This window comes from Burkholderia sp. Ax-1720 (assembly GCF_011753035.1).
GTDB lineage: Bacteria > Pseudomonadota > Gammaproteobacteria > Burkholderiales > Burkholderiaceae > Burkholderia > Burkholderia gladioli.
In genome coordinates, this window is sequence record NZ_VWWK01000171.1 from 1 (window position 1) to 14,800 (window position 14,800).

General features: G+C 69.0%; 11 protein-coding genes. 4 read left to right on the plus strand and 7 right to left on the minus strand.

Going from position 1 to position 14,800, the window contains the following annotated elements; genetic code table 11:
- The first annotated feature begins 178 nt into the window (after positions 1-178).
- Entirely contained in the window at positions 179-1,042 is an 864-nt protein-coding gene (locus tag F3J18_RS30175; protein WP_166915810.1) for a dienelactone hydrolase family protein, read from the plus strand.
- A gap of 66 nt (positions 1,043-1,108) precedes the next feature.
- Here F3J18_RS30175 and F3J18_RS30180 read toward each other — a convergent pair whose 3' ends face one another.
- The 3 genes from F3J18_RS30180 to F3J18_RS30190 all read right to left on the minus strand — a co-directional run bounded on the left by F3J18_RS30180 (position 1,109) and on the right by F3J18_RS30190 (position 7,218).
- Positions 1,109-3,535, minus strand: a complete 2,427-nt coding sequence (locus F3J18_RS30180) for a glycosyltransferase family 4 protein (RefSeq protein ID WP_166915812.1) — start codon at positions 3,533-3,535, stop codon at positions 1,109-1,111.
- Complete coding sequence (locus tag F3J18_RS30185; RefSeq protein ID WP_025098883.1) at positions 3,532-4,998, minus strand: oligosaccharide flippase family protein; 1,467 nt, start codon at positions 4,996-4,998, stop codon at positions 3,532-3,534. Before F3J18_RS30185 ends, F3J18_RS30180 begins: the two co-directional genes overlap by 4 nt.
- 72 nt (positions 4,999-5,070) lie before the next feature.
- The gene (locus F3J18_RS30190) at positions 5,071-7,218 is read right to left on the minus strand and encodes a hypothetical protein (protein WP_205195620.1); all 2,148 of its coding nucleotides are present in this window, start codon (positions 7,216-7,218) and stop codon (positions 5,071-5,073) included.
- Positions 7,219-7,854: 636 nt separating this feature from the next.
- On the opposite strand from F3J18_RS30190, the gene F3J18_RS30195 reads away from it, so the two are divergent.
- Genes F3J18_RS30195 through F3J18_RS30205 form a run of 3 tightly spaced genes read left to right on the plus strand, consistent with a single transcriptional unit; the run spans position 7,855 to position 10,937 of the window.
- On the plus strand, positions 7,855-8,916 hold the full coding sequence (locus F3J18_RS30195; RefSeq protein ID WP_166915814.1) for an acyltransferase: 1,062 nt from the start codon (positions 7,855-7,857) through the stop codon (positions 8,914-8,916).
- A 31-nt stretch (positions 8,917-8,947) separates the two neighbouring features.
- Positions 8,948-9,991 carry a GDP-mannose 4,6-dehydratase gene (gene gmd / locus F3J18_RS30200; protein WP_025098886.1) on the plus strand — a complete coding sequence of 348 codons (1,044 nt, stop codon included), beginning with the start codon at positions 8,948-8,950 and terminating at the stop codon, positions 9,989-9,991.
- On the plus strand, positions 9,978-10,937 hold the full coding sequence (locus tag F3J18_RS30205) for an NAD-dependent epimerase/dehydratase family protein (protein WP_046580981.1): 960 nt from the start codon (positions 9,978-9,980) through the stop codon (positions 10,935-10,937). Before gmd ends, F3J18_RS30205 begins: the two co-directional genes overlap by 14 nt.
- A 79-nt stretch (positions 10,938-11,016) precedes the next feature.
- Here the strand turns inward: F3J18_RS30205 and F3J18_RS30210 are convergent, their stop codons facing one another.
- The 4 genes from F3J18_RS30210 to F3J18_RS30225 form a co-directional block, all read right to left on the minus strand.
- The gene (locus F3J18_RS30210) at positions 11,017-12,207 is read right to left on the minus strand and encodes an O-succinylhomoserine sulfhydrylase (protein ID WP_166915815.1); all 1,191 of its coding nucleotides are present in this window, start codon (positions 12,205-12,207) and stop codon (positions 11,017-11,019) included.
- 247 nt (positions 12,208-12,454) lie between these two features.
- Complete coding sequence (gene purF, locus F3J18_RS30215; protein WP_025098889.1) at positions 12,455-13,987, minus strand: amidophosphoribosyltransferase; 1,533 nt, start codon at positions 13,985-13,987, stop codon at positions 12,455-12,457.
- 46 nt (positions 13,988-14,033) lie between these two features.
- Positions 14,034-14,528: a CvpA family protein gene (locus F3J18_RS30220; protein WP_013690572.1), complete on the minus strand. Its 495-nt coding sequence runs from the start codon at positions 14,526-14,528 to the stop codon at positions 14,034-14,036.
- Positions 14,529-14,534: 6 nt separating this feature from the next.
- On the minus strand, positions 14,535-14,800 hold a 266-nt coding region (locus tag F3J18_RS30225; RefSeq protein ID WP_205195619.1), incomplete at its 5' end, for an SPOR domain-containing protein.

The following is a 14,800-nucleotide window of genomic DNA, read 5'->3' on the forward strand; positions in this document are numbered from 1 at the left end:
CGCGCGGCGATGCGCGCCCGGCACGGCAAGGCACGCCCCGGCTCGGCGCGCATCGCGGGCGGCCCGTCGCCAGTTGCAGCGGGCGCGATCCGTCCGGCACGCGCCGGCGCGAGTCAACCGCTCGCACCTGCCCGGCGTTGTCCCCTGGAAGGATCCCGATCCAGCGAGGAGACACCCGATGCGATTGCTCATGGCGCGCTGCCTGGCCTGGCTGCTCTGTTGCGCGGCCACGGCCGCCCAGGCCCAACCACAGACCGTGCACTTCCCGTCGCTGGACGGTCCGCCGGCGACCTCGCTGAGCGCCTACCTGTTTCCCGCGCCCGGCGAGGGCCGCCACCCGGCGATGGTGTTCCTGCACGGCTGCGGCGGCCTCTACAACCGCGCGGGACGGATCGAATCGCGCGAGCGCGAATGGGCGCGGCGCCTGAACGACGCCGGCATCACGGTGCTGATGGTGGACAGCCTGGGTTCGCGCGATCACGGCGAGATGTGCGCGCCGGCGCATTTCGTGGCCGAAATCTACCGCGCGCGGGCCTATGACGCCTACGCGGCGCTGCGCTACCTGCAGGCGCTGCCCGAGGTGCGCGCCGACCGGGTCGGCGTGATGGGCTGGTCGCAAGGCGGCGGCACCCTGCTCAACACGATCCGCGCCACCAGCCCGGCGCGGCCCGCGAGCCTGCCCGACGGCGATTTCCGCGCGGCCGTGGCCTTCTATCCGGCCAGTTGCAATACCAGGCGGCAAGGCGGCAGCTGGGCCAGCCCGGTGCCGCTGCTGGCGCTGATCGGCGCGCGGGACGTGTGGACGCCGCTGGCGCCCTGCCAGGCGCTGATGAATTCGCTCGCCGAGGGCACCGAGGCCAGCCTGCAGGCCTACCCGAACGCCTATCACGACTTCGACTGGCCGGACATGCCGGTGCACGAGGTGCCGGCCTTCCGCACCCGCGACGGCGTGGTGCCGATCGAGGGCACCGACCCCGAAGCGCGCGCCGACGCGCAGCAGCGCGTGATGGCCTTCCTGACGGCGCGCCTGCTGGCGCCCTGAAGCCCTGAAGCCGGCGGCCGGCGCCGGGCAGGCGGGCACGCCCGGCGCCAGGCTCGCGCGCTGGGCTCAGCGCTTCTTGCGCGCGACCTCGACCAGGATCCGCTCCACCGCCTCCACGTAGCCGGCGGTACCGAAGCGGCGCACCGCCGTCTCGAAGCCGTTGGCCACCAGCGCCTCGCGCCGCGCGCGATCGTGGCGCAGCGAGCCGAGCGCCGCGGACAACGACGGCGCATCGCCGGGCTCGCAAAGCAGGCCGTTGACGCCGTCGTCGATGATCTCGATCACGCCGCCGGCCCGCGCGGCCACCACCGGGCGCCGCGCCAGCATCCCCTCGACGATCACGCGCCCGAACGGCTCGGGCGTGATCGAGGTATGCGCGACCACGTCGACCGCCTTCATCCAGCTGGCGATATCGCGCTGGAAGCCGGCGAAGGTGACACGCTCGCCCAGCCCGCGCTGCGCCACCAGGTCCTGCAGTTCGGCCGCGTATTCGTCCTCGCCGAACAACGGCGCGCCGACCAGCACCACGTGCAGGTCCGGATCGCGCATCGCCGCATCGAGCAGCAGGTGCTGCCCCTTCCAGCGCGCCAGGCGGCTGAACGAGCCGACGATCCAGGCCCGTTCCGGCAAGCCCAGCCGCGCGCGCAGGACCGCCTGCGGCAGCGCGTCGAGCGCCACGAAGGGCGCCGCGTCGATGCCGTTGAACACCACGTCGACCGATTCCTGCTCGCCGCCCGTGAGGGCCAGGTAGGCCTGCGCGGAGGCATTCGAATTGGCGATCACGCGCGTGAGCCCGAGGCGCGCGCAGCGGCGGATCGCGAATAACTGCTTGGCGCCGAAATGCTCGCGGCTGACGATGTCGCGCAGGTGCCAGACCACCGGCTTGCGCGCGATGCGCCCGGCCAGCGCGCCGACCACCATGGCGCGCTGCGTATTGGCATAGATCACGTCGACCTCGCGCGCGCGGCGCACCACCTCGCGCACCAGCGAGAGCAGGCCGCCCACCGCGCGCAGCGAGGCGCCGCCCTGCTTGCGCACGCCGTCGAGCCCGCGCGACTTCAGCACCTCGACCTCGACGCCGGCCTCGGCCAGCGCGGCCTGGAACGGGCCGTCGTCGAACAGCAGCACGCTGGCGCTGCCGCGCCAGTGCGTAACGAATTCGAGCAGGGACAGCTCGGCGCCGCCGAGCACGCCGCTCTGGTCCAGCACCAGCGCGCGCACCTGGCTGGCCGCCGCGGTGCCCGCCTCGCGGGCGCCGGCCCGCGCGCGGGCCTGGGCGTCCGGCAGCAGGCTCTCGATCTGCTCGACCAGGCGGCGCCGGAAATGCTGGGTCGCGAAACGTTCGGCATTGGCGCGGCAGACCTCGGGCCGGAACCGCGCGGGATCGGCCTCGAAGGCATCCACCGCGGCCACGATCGCCGGCACGCTCTGCTCCTCGAAGAACAGGCCGGTGGGCGTGGCGTCGACGGCGCCGTCGCGCACCGTCTCGAGCGCGCCGCCCTTGCCGTAGGCGATCACCGGCGTGCCGCAGGCCTGCGCCTCGACCACCGAGATGCCGAAATCCTCCTCGGCCGCGAACACGAAGGCCTTGGCGCGCCGCATGTGGTCCTGCAGCACCGAGAACGGCTGGTAGCCCAGCACCTCGACGTTCGGGCCGGCCTTGGCGCGCACCTTGGCCATGTCGGGGCCGTCGCCGATCACCACCAGGCGGCGCCCCGGCATGCGCGAGAAGGCCTCGGCGATCAGGTCGATCTTCTTGTACGGCACCATCCGCGAGGCCGTCACGTAGAAGTCCTCCTTGTCGGTCGACAGCGCGAAGCCGTCGACGTCGACCGGCGGGAACACCACCGCCGCGTCGCGCTGGTAGACCTTGCGGATGCGCCGCGCGATGAAGGCCGAATTGGCGATGAAGCCGTCGACCGAGTTCGAGGTGCGGATGTCCCAGTTGCGGATGTAGTGCAGGATCAGCCGCGCCATCATCGACTTCGGGCCGCGCGTGAGCTGCGACTGCTCCAGGTACTGGTGCTGCAGGTCCCAGGCGTAGCGGATCGGCGAATGCACGTAGCTGACGTGGATCTGGTCCGGCCCGGTCAGCACGCCCTTGGCCACCGCGTGGCTGCTGGAGATCACCAGGTCGTAGGCGGATACGTCGAGCTGCTCGATCGCCAGCGGCATCAGCGGCAGGTAGCTGCGGTACTTGGTGCGCGCGAACGGCAGCTTCTGGATGAAGGAGGTGGTGACCGGCCGGCCGTGCAGGAAGCCGCGGTCGTCGAGGAAGTCGACCAGGCTGAACAGGTCCGCGTCGGGGAAGCAGGCGATGATCTGCTCCAGCACGCGCTCGGCGCCGGCATAGGTGACCAGCCAGTCGTGGATGATGGCCACGCGCAGCGGCCGGCCCGCGGGCTTGCCGAATTGCCGGCCGGCGGCGGCCGCGGCCGGTTGGAGCTGGCGCGCGAAGGAAGCCGCCGAGCGTTCTACGAGTTCGCCTTTCATACGCTTTTCCCGGGAATCAACCGCCCGATCGCACCGCGCGCGAGCGCGCGCAGGCCGGGCGTCGTCAAGAGCGACCACGCCATGTTCAGCGCGGCCACGAGTGCGCAGAGCGCGATGGCTTCCAGCAGCGTCGGGCCGGTCCAGGCCAGCGCCAGGCTGGCGAGCAGGAAGGCCAGGTGGGCCGCCATGTCGAGCAGGATCGGGCGGCGCCGCACCGAGGACAGCATCAGCAGCACGCCGTAGTCGACCAGCGCGCGCGCGGCCACCACCACCGCCGCGCCGATCAGGCCGAAGTGCGCGACGCCGAACCACAGCGCCGCCACGAAGAACGGCAGCTGGATCACGCCGGCCAGCCCGGCGCGCGCCGGATTGACCTGCGACTGGATCAGGATCCGCACCACGCTGGCCTGGCCGACCAGCCAGATGCCGATCACCAGCACCCGGCCCACCGGCGCGGACTGCAGCGCCAGCTCGGGGCCCACCCACAGGTCGAGGAAGGGCTGCAGCGCGAAGATCGCCACGATCATGATCGGCGTGAACACGCCGTTGAGGAATTCCAGCGACTGGCGCACCAGCTTGTCGGCATGGTCGCGATCGATCGCCGACAGGCGCGGGAACAGCGTGCGCACCACCGCGTTGGGCAGCATGTTCAGGCGCGTGACGAGGTTCTGCGGCACCGTGTAGTAGGTCACGTAGCGCGCGCCGAGATGGGCGCCGAGCAGCACCCGGTCGAGCGAATCGGCCACCATGCTGGCGGTGCTGGCGATCAGCATCCAGCCGCCGAAGGTGAACAGTTCCTTCGCGGTCTGCCAGCGCGGCGGCGCCACGCGCCGGATGTTCAGCACGCGCAGGCTGGCGCGGCCCAGCAGCAGCGCCGCCACGAGGCGCGCCAGCACCGCGGCGGCCAGCACCGACTGCAGGTTCGGCGCGATCAGCCAGGCCGCGCCGAGCGGCAGCAACTGGAACAGGAAGGTGCCGAAGGTCTGGTTGGCGTTGTAGATGCCGAAGCGCTCGGCGCCGTTGATCGCGCCCGAGAACACCCAGGACACGTTGGCGATCGGGATCGCGCAGGCCAGCCACGGCAGCGCCTGGTAGACCTCGTGCTGCAGCGCCGGCGACACCTTGGTGAAGTAGGCCGTGTAGATGAAGGCGCCGAAATAGATCAGCAGGCCGCCCACGATGCCGGTGCCGAGATTGAGCCAGCAGGCGCTCCAGAACACGCGCTCGCATTGCTCGGGGTCGCCGCTGGCGAGCGCCTTGGAGATCTGGTTCTGGGCGGCCATGCTCATGCCCAGGTCGAGGATCCCGAAATAGCCGATCAGCGTCCACACCAGGCTCACCACGCCGTAGCGATCGACGCCGAGCGTGTGGATGTAGGCCGGCACCGTCACCAGCGACACGAAGGTCGGCAGGATCAGCCCGACGAAGTTCACCGCGACGTTCCTCAGCATGCGCTTATCCATGCCGTCGCCCCGGCAGGTCCCGCCCGACTTGCTCGACTTGCTCGATCGCCATCATTGCCTCGTGTTCCTCCCTCATCGCGGCGTCCACCGATACATCATCACCTTGCCGCGCGCGTCTTCCTCCACGAAGACCAGGTACTCGCCGTTGTCGCGGCGATGCGCGCTGATCCCGAACGGCACGTCGACCCAGCCCGAGGCGCGCCCCACTTCCGGCCCCGGCTTGATCACGCCGAGCTCGCGGCCGCTGTCCTTGTCGTAGACGTGCACGATGCCGACCGGCTCGACGCCGAACAGGTAGCGGCCTTCCACGGTCAGGCCGATCAGGTTCAGGATCGGCTTGGCATCGGGCGCCCAGGGCAGCTCGACCTGGTAGCGCTTGACCGGCGTGCCGCTCGACCACTTGTCGTAGCGCACCAGCACGCGCCCCACCTCCTTGTTGATGCCGGGCTTGGGTGCCGCATCGGCGGTGTAGCCGGTCACGTAGAGCGTGTCGCCGGCCGGGTCGTAGATCGCGCGGCGCAGCTCGGTGAAGGGCTCGGGCACCGGGTAGGCGCTGAGCTTGTCGTAGGAGTAGATCGGGTTGCCGACCTTGTCGAGGCCGCCGTAGCGGAAGCGGAAGATGCCGCGCTTGTCGCTGGCGCGCCAGATGTCGCCGTTGGTATCGACCCACCAGCCCCAGCCGCCGGGCTTGGCTTTGCCGCTGGTGTTCAGCGTGAATTCGCCGTCCTCGAAATGGCCGTTGCCGTTCAGGTCGCGCCAGATCCAGTCGCCGCCCGGCGGCCGGTTCGGGATCTTGTCGACGCCGCGCGCGCGGCCCGCGAACAAGCCCGAGGGAATCGCCGTCTCGCCGTCGCGCTTCGCGTCGAAGCGGTAGATCTTCAGGTGATCGGCGTACATGTCGGTCAGGTACAGGAAGGTGTGACCGTCCAGGCGTCGCGCGGTCGGCAGGCCCGGCCACTGGTCGGTGTTGAAGACCGGATCGTCGGGGTACTTGAAGCGGTTCGACAGGAAACCCGCGTATTTCCATTCGTGCCCGGCGGGCTTCGAGAAATCGAGCTCGAAGCGCTTGTTGCCGGTATAGACGCTGTTCGGGCGCGCCGGATCGATGCTCGCGCCGTCGACGAACAGCAGGCCGTCGACCTGCCAGCGCAGCCTGCCGCCGCCGTCGTAGCTGGCCAGCGTGGCGCCGAGCCCGGCGCCGATGGTTCCCTGCTTGGGGCCGATGCCGTTCATCGACACATAGATGTTGCCGTCGCGATCGGCGCCGACGCCGGTCAGGCCGTTGAAGCGGCCCGGGCCGGGACGGCCCGCCACGCCGGAGAAGATCCCGCCGCGCTCGCCCAGCGGCGTGGCCGGCACGTATTTGTCGCCCTGCTTCGCGTAGATCAGGATCTGCTGGCGCGGGCCGTTGTCGGCCACCAGCACGCGCGATTTCGCGTCGACCGCCACGTCCACCGCCTCGCTGTCGGCCGGCAGGGCCGGCGCGTCGTCGATCGGGCGGCCGTCGGCGCGCACGTGCAGCAGCTTCGCCGGGCCCGTCAGCGTCTTGGAGAGCAGCCACAGCGTGCCGTCGGCGGCCAGCGCGATGCGCCCCGGCTCGGGCGCGCTGAACGAGGACAGCTTGTCCATCGTCTCGGCGTCGTAGACATCCACGCTGTCGTGATTCGGATCGGTGGCGTAGAGCCGCTTCATCGAGGCCGCCAGGCCGCCCACCTCGTCGCGCGTGCCGGTCGGCACGTCGTTGACCTTCAGGAAACTGGCCGCCATCTTCGCGCGCGAGTCGCCCGCGGTGGCCGCGCGGAACGGCGCGGGCTGGCGCATGTCGCCGATCGCGCGGCGCGAGATGCCCCACCACTGGCGCCCCTTCTCCGGCCAGATGCCGGGGCTCACCAGCCGCCCCTTCTCGTTGCCCACGCCGATCGCCACATAGGCATAGCGATCGTTGACGGCGATCGCGCTGCCGCCGGCATTGCCCCAGCCATGCGTGCCACCCGCGAAGCCGAGCATCTTGCCGTCCTGGTAGACGCTGGCCTCGGCGCCGCTCTCGTCCCAGGGCGCGTTCGTATAGACCTTGCCTTGCGGCGTCACGGCGATCGCGCGGATATCGATCTGCGTCCAGCTGCCGTCGCCGTAACCATGGGTATTGCCGATCCACGAGGTGGTGGCATCGAGCACGGTTTCGGCCGGCGCGCGGCCGGGCAGGCAGACGAAGGAAATCAGGACGGCGAGGACGATCAGTAGCGGACGTCGCAATGCGGCTCTCCGGAATGGGCTGGCGGGCGGGCGGTGATGAACGGCGCTTCCGTGCCCGCGGGGAGGTGGTGGCGCGAATCAGGTGAAATGCCCGGCGCGGCACCTGCCGAGCACCGCCATGCACCTCGATGCGGCACCGCGTCAGGCCTGCCCGCAGGTACGGTGCGACGCAGGTTACAAGCGAAAATAATCACAAGAAAATCCGAATAATTTCCGCGGCGCCGTAAATGTTTCAATCTCTCATTGGTCGCGGCGGGATTCGGTATTTACGAGTCGAGTTCGATGCGGCGCGGCAAGATCGACCGGGCATTCGTGCATCGCGTCGTAACATGTACCGGGCACGCGGCCCGCTGTACCGGGGGTTCGGGAGGCGCGCCGCTGTCTTGTTCAGCCGCGCCGGATGATGCAGGGATCCATTCCACGAAAAAATCGTTCAGCCATCGGCAATGGCTCGATGGATTTTTTGCCGATTTCTTTTCCCTAGAATTCGGCTCGAATCGACCCGCAAACTTTTACCGACGGAAAGCTTGCGCGTTTCGGCGCTCCGGCCGCGGCACATGGAGAGCCGGCGCAGGCGCCGTCGGGCTCGCCCTTCCGGACACGATGACGATCGACACTCCCGCTTCCGCGCCCTCGCCCCATTCCGGCCGTATCGTCCAGCTCGACGGCCTGCGCGCCATCGCCGTGATGGCCGTGTTCCTGCAGCATGCGCTCAAGGCGCCGCTCTGGATGGGCGTGGACCTGTTCTTCGTGCTGAGCGGCCTGCTGATCACCGGCATCCTGCTCGACCGCAAGGCGCGCGGGCTGCCGCTGTTCCGCCATTTCTACGTGCGCCGCGCGCGCCGCATCCTGCCGCCCTACGCGCTGCTGCTGGTGGTCTCCACCCTGTTGTTCGGCGCCGGCTGGCTCGCGCACTGGCCCTGGTACGCGTTCTTCTCGACCAATATCGGCTTGTCGCTCGGCAGCATCGGCCACGAGAGCCTCAACGTGCTGTGGTCGCTGGCCGTGGAGGAGCAGTTCTACATCTTCTGGCCCTTCGTGGTGCTGCTGTGTCCCGAGCGGGCGCTGGCCTGGGTGGCCGCCGCCCTGGTGGTCGCGGCGCCGCTGCTGCGCGCGATCGCCACGCCCTGGTTCGATTCGTTCTGGCCGATCTACTACCTCACGCCGTTCCGCATGGACCTGCTGGCGGCCGGCGCGCTGCTGGCCGTGCTGCTGCGCCGCGACCGCCGCGCGCTCGAGCCCTATACCGGCCTGGCGGTGGCCGGCGCCTGCATCGCGCTGGCGCTGCTGGCCTGGCTGCATCTGTCGAACCCGCGTTTTCGCGCCGCCAATACGCCGCTCTCGAATGCCGCGCTCTACAGCATCTCGCTGCTGCTGTGCACCTCGATCGTGGTGATCGCGCTGCGCGGCCGCGGCCTGGTGCAGCGCGTGCTGACAAATCCGGTGCTGGTCTATGTGGGCACCATCAGCTACACGGTCTACCTGGTCCACCTCAGCGTGCTCTATGCGCTCTGGCCCTGGCACCTGAACCGCTACCTGACGGCCGTGCTCGCGCTGGCGATCACGCTCGCCTACGCCAGCTTCACCTGGTTCGCGTTCGAACGGCGGCTCACGCGCGGCCCCGCGCGACCGGTGATCGTCGCGACGCCGCGCCCGACCGCCTGACTCCCTTCACTCGTTCATTCCGGAAACATTCATGAGCCAAGCACGTACCGCCATCGTCACGGGCATTACCGGCCAGGACGGCGCCTATCTGACGAAACTGCTGCTCGACAAGGGCTATCGCGTGACCGGCACCTATCGGCGCACCAGCTCCACCAACTTCTGGCGCATCGCCGAACTCGGGGTCGAGCAGCACCCGAACCTGAACCTGGTCGAGCACGACCTGACCGATCTCGGTTCCTGCCTGCGCCTGCTCGAACGCACGCGCCCGGACGAGCTGTACAACCTGGCCGCGCAGAGCTTCGTCGGCGTGTCCTTCGACCAGCCGATCACCACCGCCGAGGTCACCGGCATCGGCGCGCTGAACCTGCTCGAGGCGATCCGCATCGTCAGCCCGAAGACGCGCTTCTACCAGGCCTCGACCTCGGAAATGTTCGGCAAGGTGCAGGCGATCCCGCAGGTCGAGTCGACGCCCTTCTATCCGCGCAGCCCCTATGGCGTGGCCAAGCTCTACGCGCACTGGATGACCGTCAACTACCGCGAGTCCTATGGCCTGTTCGGCTCCAGCGGCATCCTGTTCAACCACGAATCGCCGCTGCGCGGCCGCGAATTCGTCACGCGCAAGATCACCGACACGGTCGCCAAGATCAAGCTCGGCAAGGCGCCCCGCCTCGAGCTCGGCAATCTCGACGCGAAACGCGACTGGGGCTTCGCCCAGGAATACGTGGAAGGCATGTGGCGCATGCTGCAGGCCGACGAGCCCGATACCTTCGTGCTGGCCACCAATCGCACCGAGACGGTTCGCGACTTCGTGCGGATGGCCTTCGCCGCCGCCGGCTACCAGCTCGAATGGACCGGCAAGGACGAGCAGGAACGCGGGCTGGATGCCGCCACCGGCAAGGTGCTGGTGCAGATCAATCCGCGCTTCTACCGGCCGGCCGAGGTGGACCTGCTGATCGGCTGCGCCGACAAGGCGAAGGAGAAGCTGGGCTGGCAGCCGCGGACGACGCTCGAGCAGTTGTGCCATATGATGGTGGAGGCCGACATCACGCGTAACCAACACCATGACACCTTCTGATTCAGCGGGCCGCCGCCGCGCGCTCGTCACCGGCCTGGCCGGCTTCACCGGCCGCTACGTGGCCGAGGCGCTGGAGGCGGCCGGCTACGAGGTCTGGGGCACGGTCTCGCCCGAAGCCGCGCCGCCCGCCGACCCGGCTCTGGCACGCGCCAGGCTGCTGCAGGCCGACCTGCTCGATCCCGACGCGCTGCGCGAGGCGGTGGCCGAGGCGCGGCCCGACGCGGTGATCCATCTCGCCGCGCTGGCGCACGTGGCCGACAACGACCCGAGCGATCTTTACCTGGTCAACGTGGTCGGCACGCGCAACCTGCTGGCCGCGCTCGATACGCTCGACGCCAGGCCGCGCTGCGTGCTGCTGGCGAGCAGCGCGAACATCTACGGCAACGCGCGCGTCGAATCGATCGACGAGAGCGTGCCGCCCGATCCCGCCAACGACTACGCCGTCAGCAAGCTGGCGATGGAATACGCGGCGCGGCTTTGGTCGGAACGACTGCCGATCGTGATCGCGCGGCCCTTCAACTACACCGGCGTGGGCCAGCGCGAGAACTTCCTGCTGCCCAAGCTGGTGGCCCATTACGCGAGCCATGCGCCGCGCATCTCGCTCGGCAATCTCGACGTCAGCCGCGATTTCTCCGACGTGCGCGACGTGGCCGCCGCCTATGTGCGGCTGGTCGAGGCCGCGCCGATCGGCGAGACCTTCAATGTCTGCTCGGAACGCGCCTGTTCGCTCAAGGAAGTGCTGGCGATGCTGGCGCGCATCGCCGGCTACGTGATCGACGTGACGGTGGATCCGCGCTTCGTGCGCGGCAACGAGGTGAAGATCCTGAAGGGTTCGCGCGCGAAGCTGCGCGAGCGCATCGGCGAGCTGCCGGTCACGCCGCTGGAGGAAACACTGCGCTGGATGATGGAGGCGGCGCGCGCCGCCGAGGGCGCGGCCTCGGCCTGACCCGCGGCCAGGCGAGACCATGAGAAACGGGGCCGGGCTTACGCGCCGGCCCCGCTCGATTCGATCACGCCCGGTTCGCTCAGCTATCCAGCCCGCGCGCCAGGTCGCGACGCAGGTCCTCGGCGCTCTCCAGCCCGACCGCGAGCCGGATCAGGCCTTCGGAAATCCCCGCCGCCGCGCGCGCCTCGGGCGTGATGCGCGAGTGCGTGGTGGTGGCCGGGTGGGTGATGGTGGTGCGCGTATCGCCCAGGTTGGCCGTGATCGACACCACGCGGGTATGGTCGATCACGCGCCAGGCATTGGCGCGCTGCGCCTCGGGCGTGTCGCCCTTGAGCTCGAACGACACCACCGCCCCGCCCGCCTTCTGCTGGCGCTTGGCGATCTCATGCTGCGGATGCGACGCCAGCCCGGGGTAGAACACGCGCTTGACGGCCGGGTGCTGCTCCAGCCAGCGCGCGATCTCCAGCGCGTTCGCCGATTGCCGCTCGACGCGCAGCGACAGCGTCTCCATGCCCTTGAGCAGCACCCAGGCGTTGAAGGCCGACAGCGTCGGCCCGGCGCTGCGCACGAACGGGAACACCTTGCCCGTGATGAATTCCTTCGAGCCCACCAGCGCGCCGCCCAGCACGCGGCCCTGGCCGTCGAGGAACTTGGTGGCCGAGTGCATCACCACGTCGGCGCCGAGCTTGAGCGGCTGCTGCAGCGCCGGGCTGCAGAAACAGTTGTCGACCACGAACAGCGCCTTCGCCTCCTTGGCGACGGTCGCGATCGCGGCGATGTCGGCCAGCTCGGTGAGCGGGTTCGAGGGCGTCTCGAGGAAGAACATCTTGGTTTCGGGACGCACCGCCTCGCGCCAGGCGTTCAGGTCGGTCGGATCGACGAAGGTGGTCGTGATGCCGAACTTGCTGAAGATCTGCGAGAACATGCCCAGCGTCGAGCCGAACAGGCTGCGCGAGCTGACCAGGTGGTCGCCTGCCTGCAGCGCCGACATCACCACCGACATGATCGCCGCCATCCCCGAAGCCGTCGCGATGCAGGCCTCGCCGCCTTCCAGCGCCGCCAGGCGATCCTGGAACATCGTCACGGTGGGGTTGGTGAAGCGCGAATACGTGTAGTTGTCCTCGGAGTTCGCAAAGCGCGTGGCGGCGTCCTGGGCGCTCGTGAAGCAGAAGCTGGAGGTCAGGAACAGCGCTTCCGAATGTTCGTTGTATTCGCTGCGCAGCGTGCCCGCGCGCACCGCGAGGGTTTCGAGGCTGAGAGAGTCGTCCATGTCTGGTTTATCCGGGTTCCTGCGCGCCGCGTCAGGGGCGCGCCACTGAAGGCCGAAAGGCCAACGAAAAAGCCCGCGACGCGTCGGCATCAGCGGGCTTCAGTGCGGTACCACAGCCTGGACTCCAGCCGGCGGTGCCGGCCTTCGCTTTAGCTGTTTCGGGGCGATTGCCCCGCGTCCGCAAGCTGAATCAAATCGACGCAAGGCGCATCGTAACACGCGAGCGCGAAACGATGCGCGCCGGCGCTCATTCGACCGACAGCTGCAGGTTCATCTGCGAGCGCGAGGATTCGCCGTTCTGGTCCCGGTCGAGCTGCGAGGCGGGCGCCAGGCGCGCGCGCTCCAGCGAATCGAGGTACTCGGCGCTGACGTTGCCGGTGATGTAGTTGCCGTCGAAGCAGGACGCCTCGAAGTTGTGGATCTCCGGGTTGATGTCGCGCACCGCGCGGCGCAGGTCGTCGACGTCCTGGTAGATCAGGTAGTCGGCGCCGATGATCTTGGCGACCTCTTCGTCCGAGCGGCCGTGCGCGACCAGCTCGTTGCGCGTCGGCATGTCGATGCCGTAGACGTTCGGGAACTTCACCGGCGGCGCGGCCGAGGCGAAGATCACCGTCTTCGCGCCGGCATCGCGCGCCATCTGGACGATCTCGTGCGAGGTGGTGCCGCGCACGATGGAGTCGTCGACGATCAGCACGTTCTTGTCCTTGAACTCGATGCTCATGGCATTGAGCTTCTGGCGCACCGACTTCTTGCGCACTGCCTGGCCCGGCATGATGAAGGTGCGGCCGACGTAGCGGTTCTTGAAGAAGCCCTCGCGATACTCCACGCCGAGCTTGTTGGCCACCTGCATGGCGGCCGGGCGCGAGGAATCGGGAATCGGCATCACCACGTCGATCTTGACGTCCTTCAGCTCGCGCTTGATCTTTTCGGCGAGGTAGTCGCCCATGCGCAGGCGCACGTTGTAGACCGGCACGCCGTCGAGGCAGGAATCGGGACGCGCGAGATAGACCCACTCGAACATGCAGGGGTTCAGGCTCGGGTTCTCGGCGCACTGCTGGCTGTGGAAGCTGCCGTCCTGGCCGATGAAGATCGCCTCGCCGGGCGCCACGTCGCGCACGAACTCGAAGCCGATGCCTTCCACCGCCACCGACTCGGAAGCCAGCATCCATTCGACGCCCTGCTCGGTTTCCTGCTTGCCGATGCACAGCGGGCGGATGCCGAACGGGTCGCGGAAGGCGACCATGCCGTAGCCGGCGATCTGCGAGACGATCGCGTACGAACCCTGGGCGCGGCGATGCACGCCCGAGACGGCCTTGAACACCGCGGACGGGTCGAGCTCGAGGCCGGTGGTGGCGAGCTGCAGCTCGTGCGCGAACACGTTGAGCAGCACTTCGCTGTCGGAGTTGGTGTTGATGTGGCGGCGGTCGATCCGGAACATCTCGTCCTTGAGCTGTTCCATGTTCGTCAGGTTGCCGTTGTGCGCGAGCACGATGCCGAACGGCGCGTTGACGTAGAACGGCTGCGCCTCGGCCTCGCTCGAGGCCGAGCCGGCCGTCGGGTAGCGCACCTGGCCGATGCCCGCGGTACCCGGCAGGCTGCGCATGTTGCGGGTGCGGAACACGTCGCGCACCATGCCGTTGGCCTTGTACATGTGGAAGTTGCTGCCGTCCGCGGTCACGATGCCGGCTGCGTCCTGGCCGCGATGCTGCAGCAGCAGCAGGCTGTCATAGATGAGCTGGTTGACCGGGGAGTGAGAGATAAAACCTACGATGCCGCACATGGCATGGTCCTTCAAGGATACAAAAACGGTTTCGGCCGCTGCGCAATCAGATGTGGATATACGCAGCCAGCCCGTCGGGCAGGAACGGCTTCAGATCGCGCACGCCCTGCTCGGCGAAGGGACGCAACAGCCCGTTGCGCCAGAAATCCTGTTTCGGCAGTTCGGTCAGCCCGGCCGCGGCCACCAGCAGCAAGACCAGCAGCACGCCGCGCAGCAGCCCGAACAGCAGCCCCAGCGAGCGGTCCACGCCGCCCAGGCCGGTGGCCTGCGCCAGGCGCGACAGCAGCGCATTGGCCACGCCGGCGACCAGCACCACGCCGATCACGATCGCCCCGAAGGCTATCACCCACTGGGTCAGCGCCCCGCCCGGCCAGGTGGACGGAATATAGGGCAGCACGACGCCGACATAACGGCAGGCCACGAAAAACGCCACCAGCCAGCCGATCAGCCCGAAGATCTCGGAGACGAAGCCGCGCCACGCGCCGCGCAAGGCCGACAGACCGATCACCGCCAGCACGGCGTAGTCGAACGCGGTCAGCATCGGCGCTTACTGGGTCAGGCCCGCGTCGCGCACCTTCGCGATCGCCGCCGAGGCGGCCGCGCGGTCGGCGAACGGGCCCGCACGCAGCAGTGTAGTCGCGCTGCCGTCGGCCTGCTTGCGATGTTCGACATATGCGGGCACCCCCGCCGCTTTCAACTTGTCCGCCCAGCCGCGCGCGGTGGCCTCGTCCGGGAACGAACCCAGCTGCACCGCGAAGCGCGCGCCGGCGGGCTGCGACGGCGAGGCGCCGTTCGCGGCGGCCGCGCGCGCGG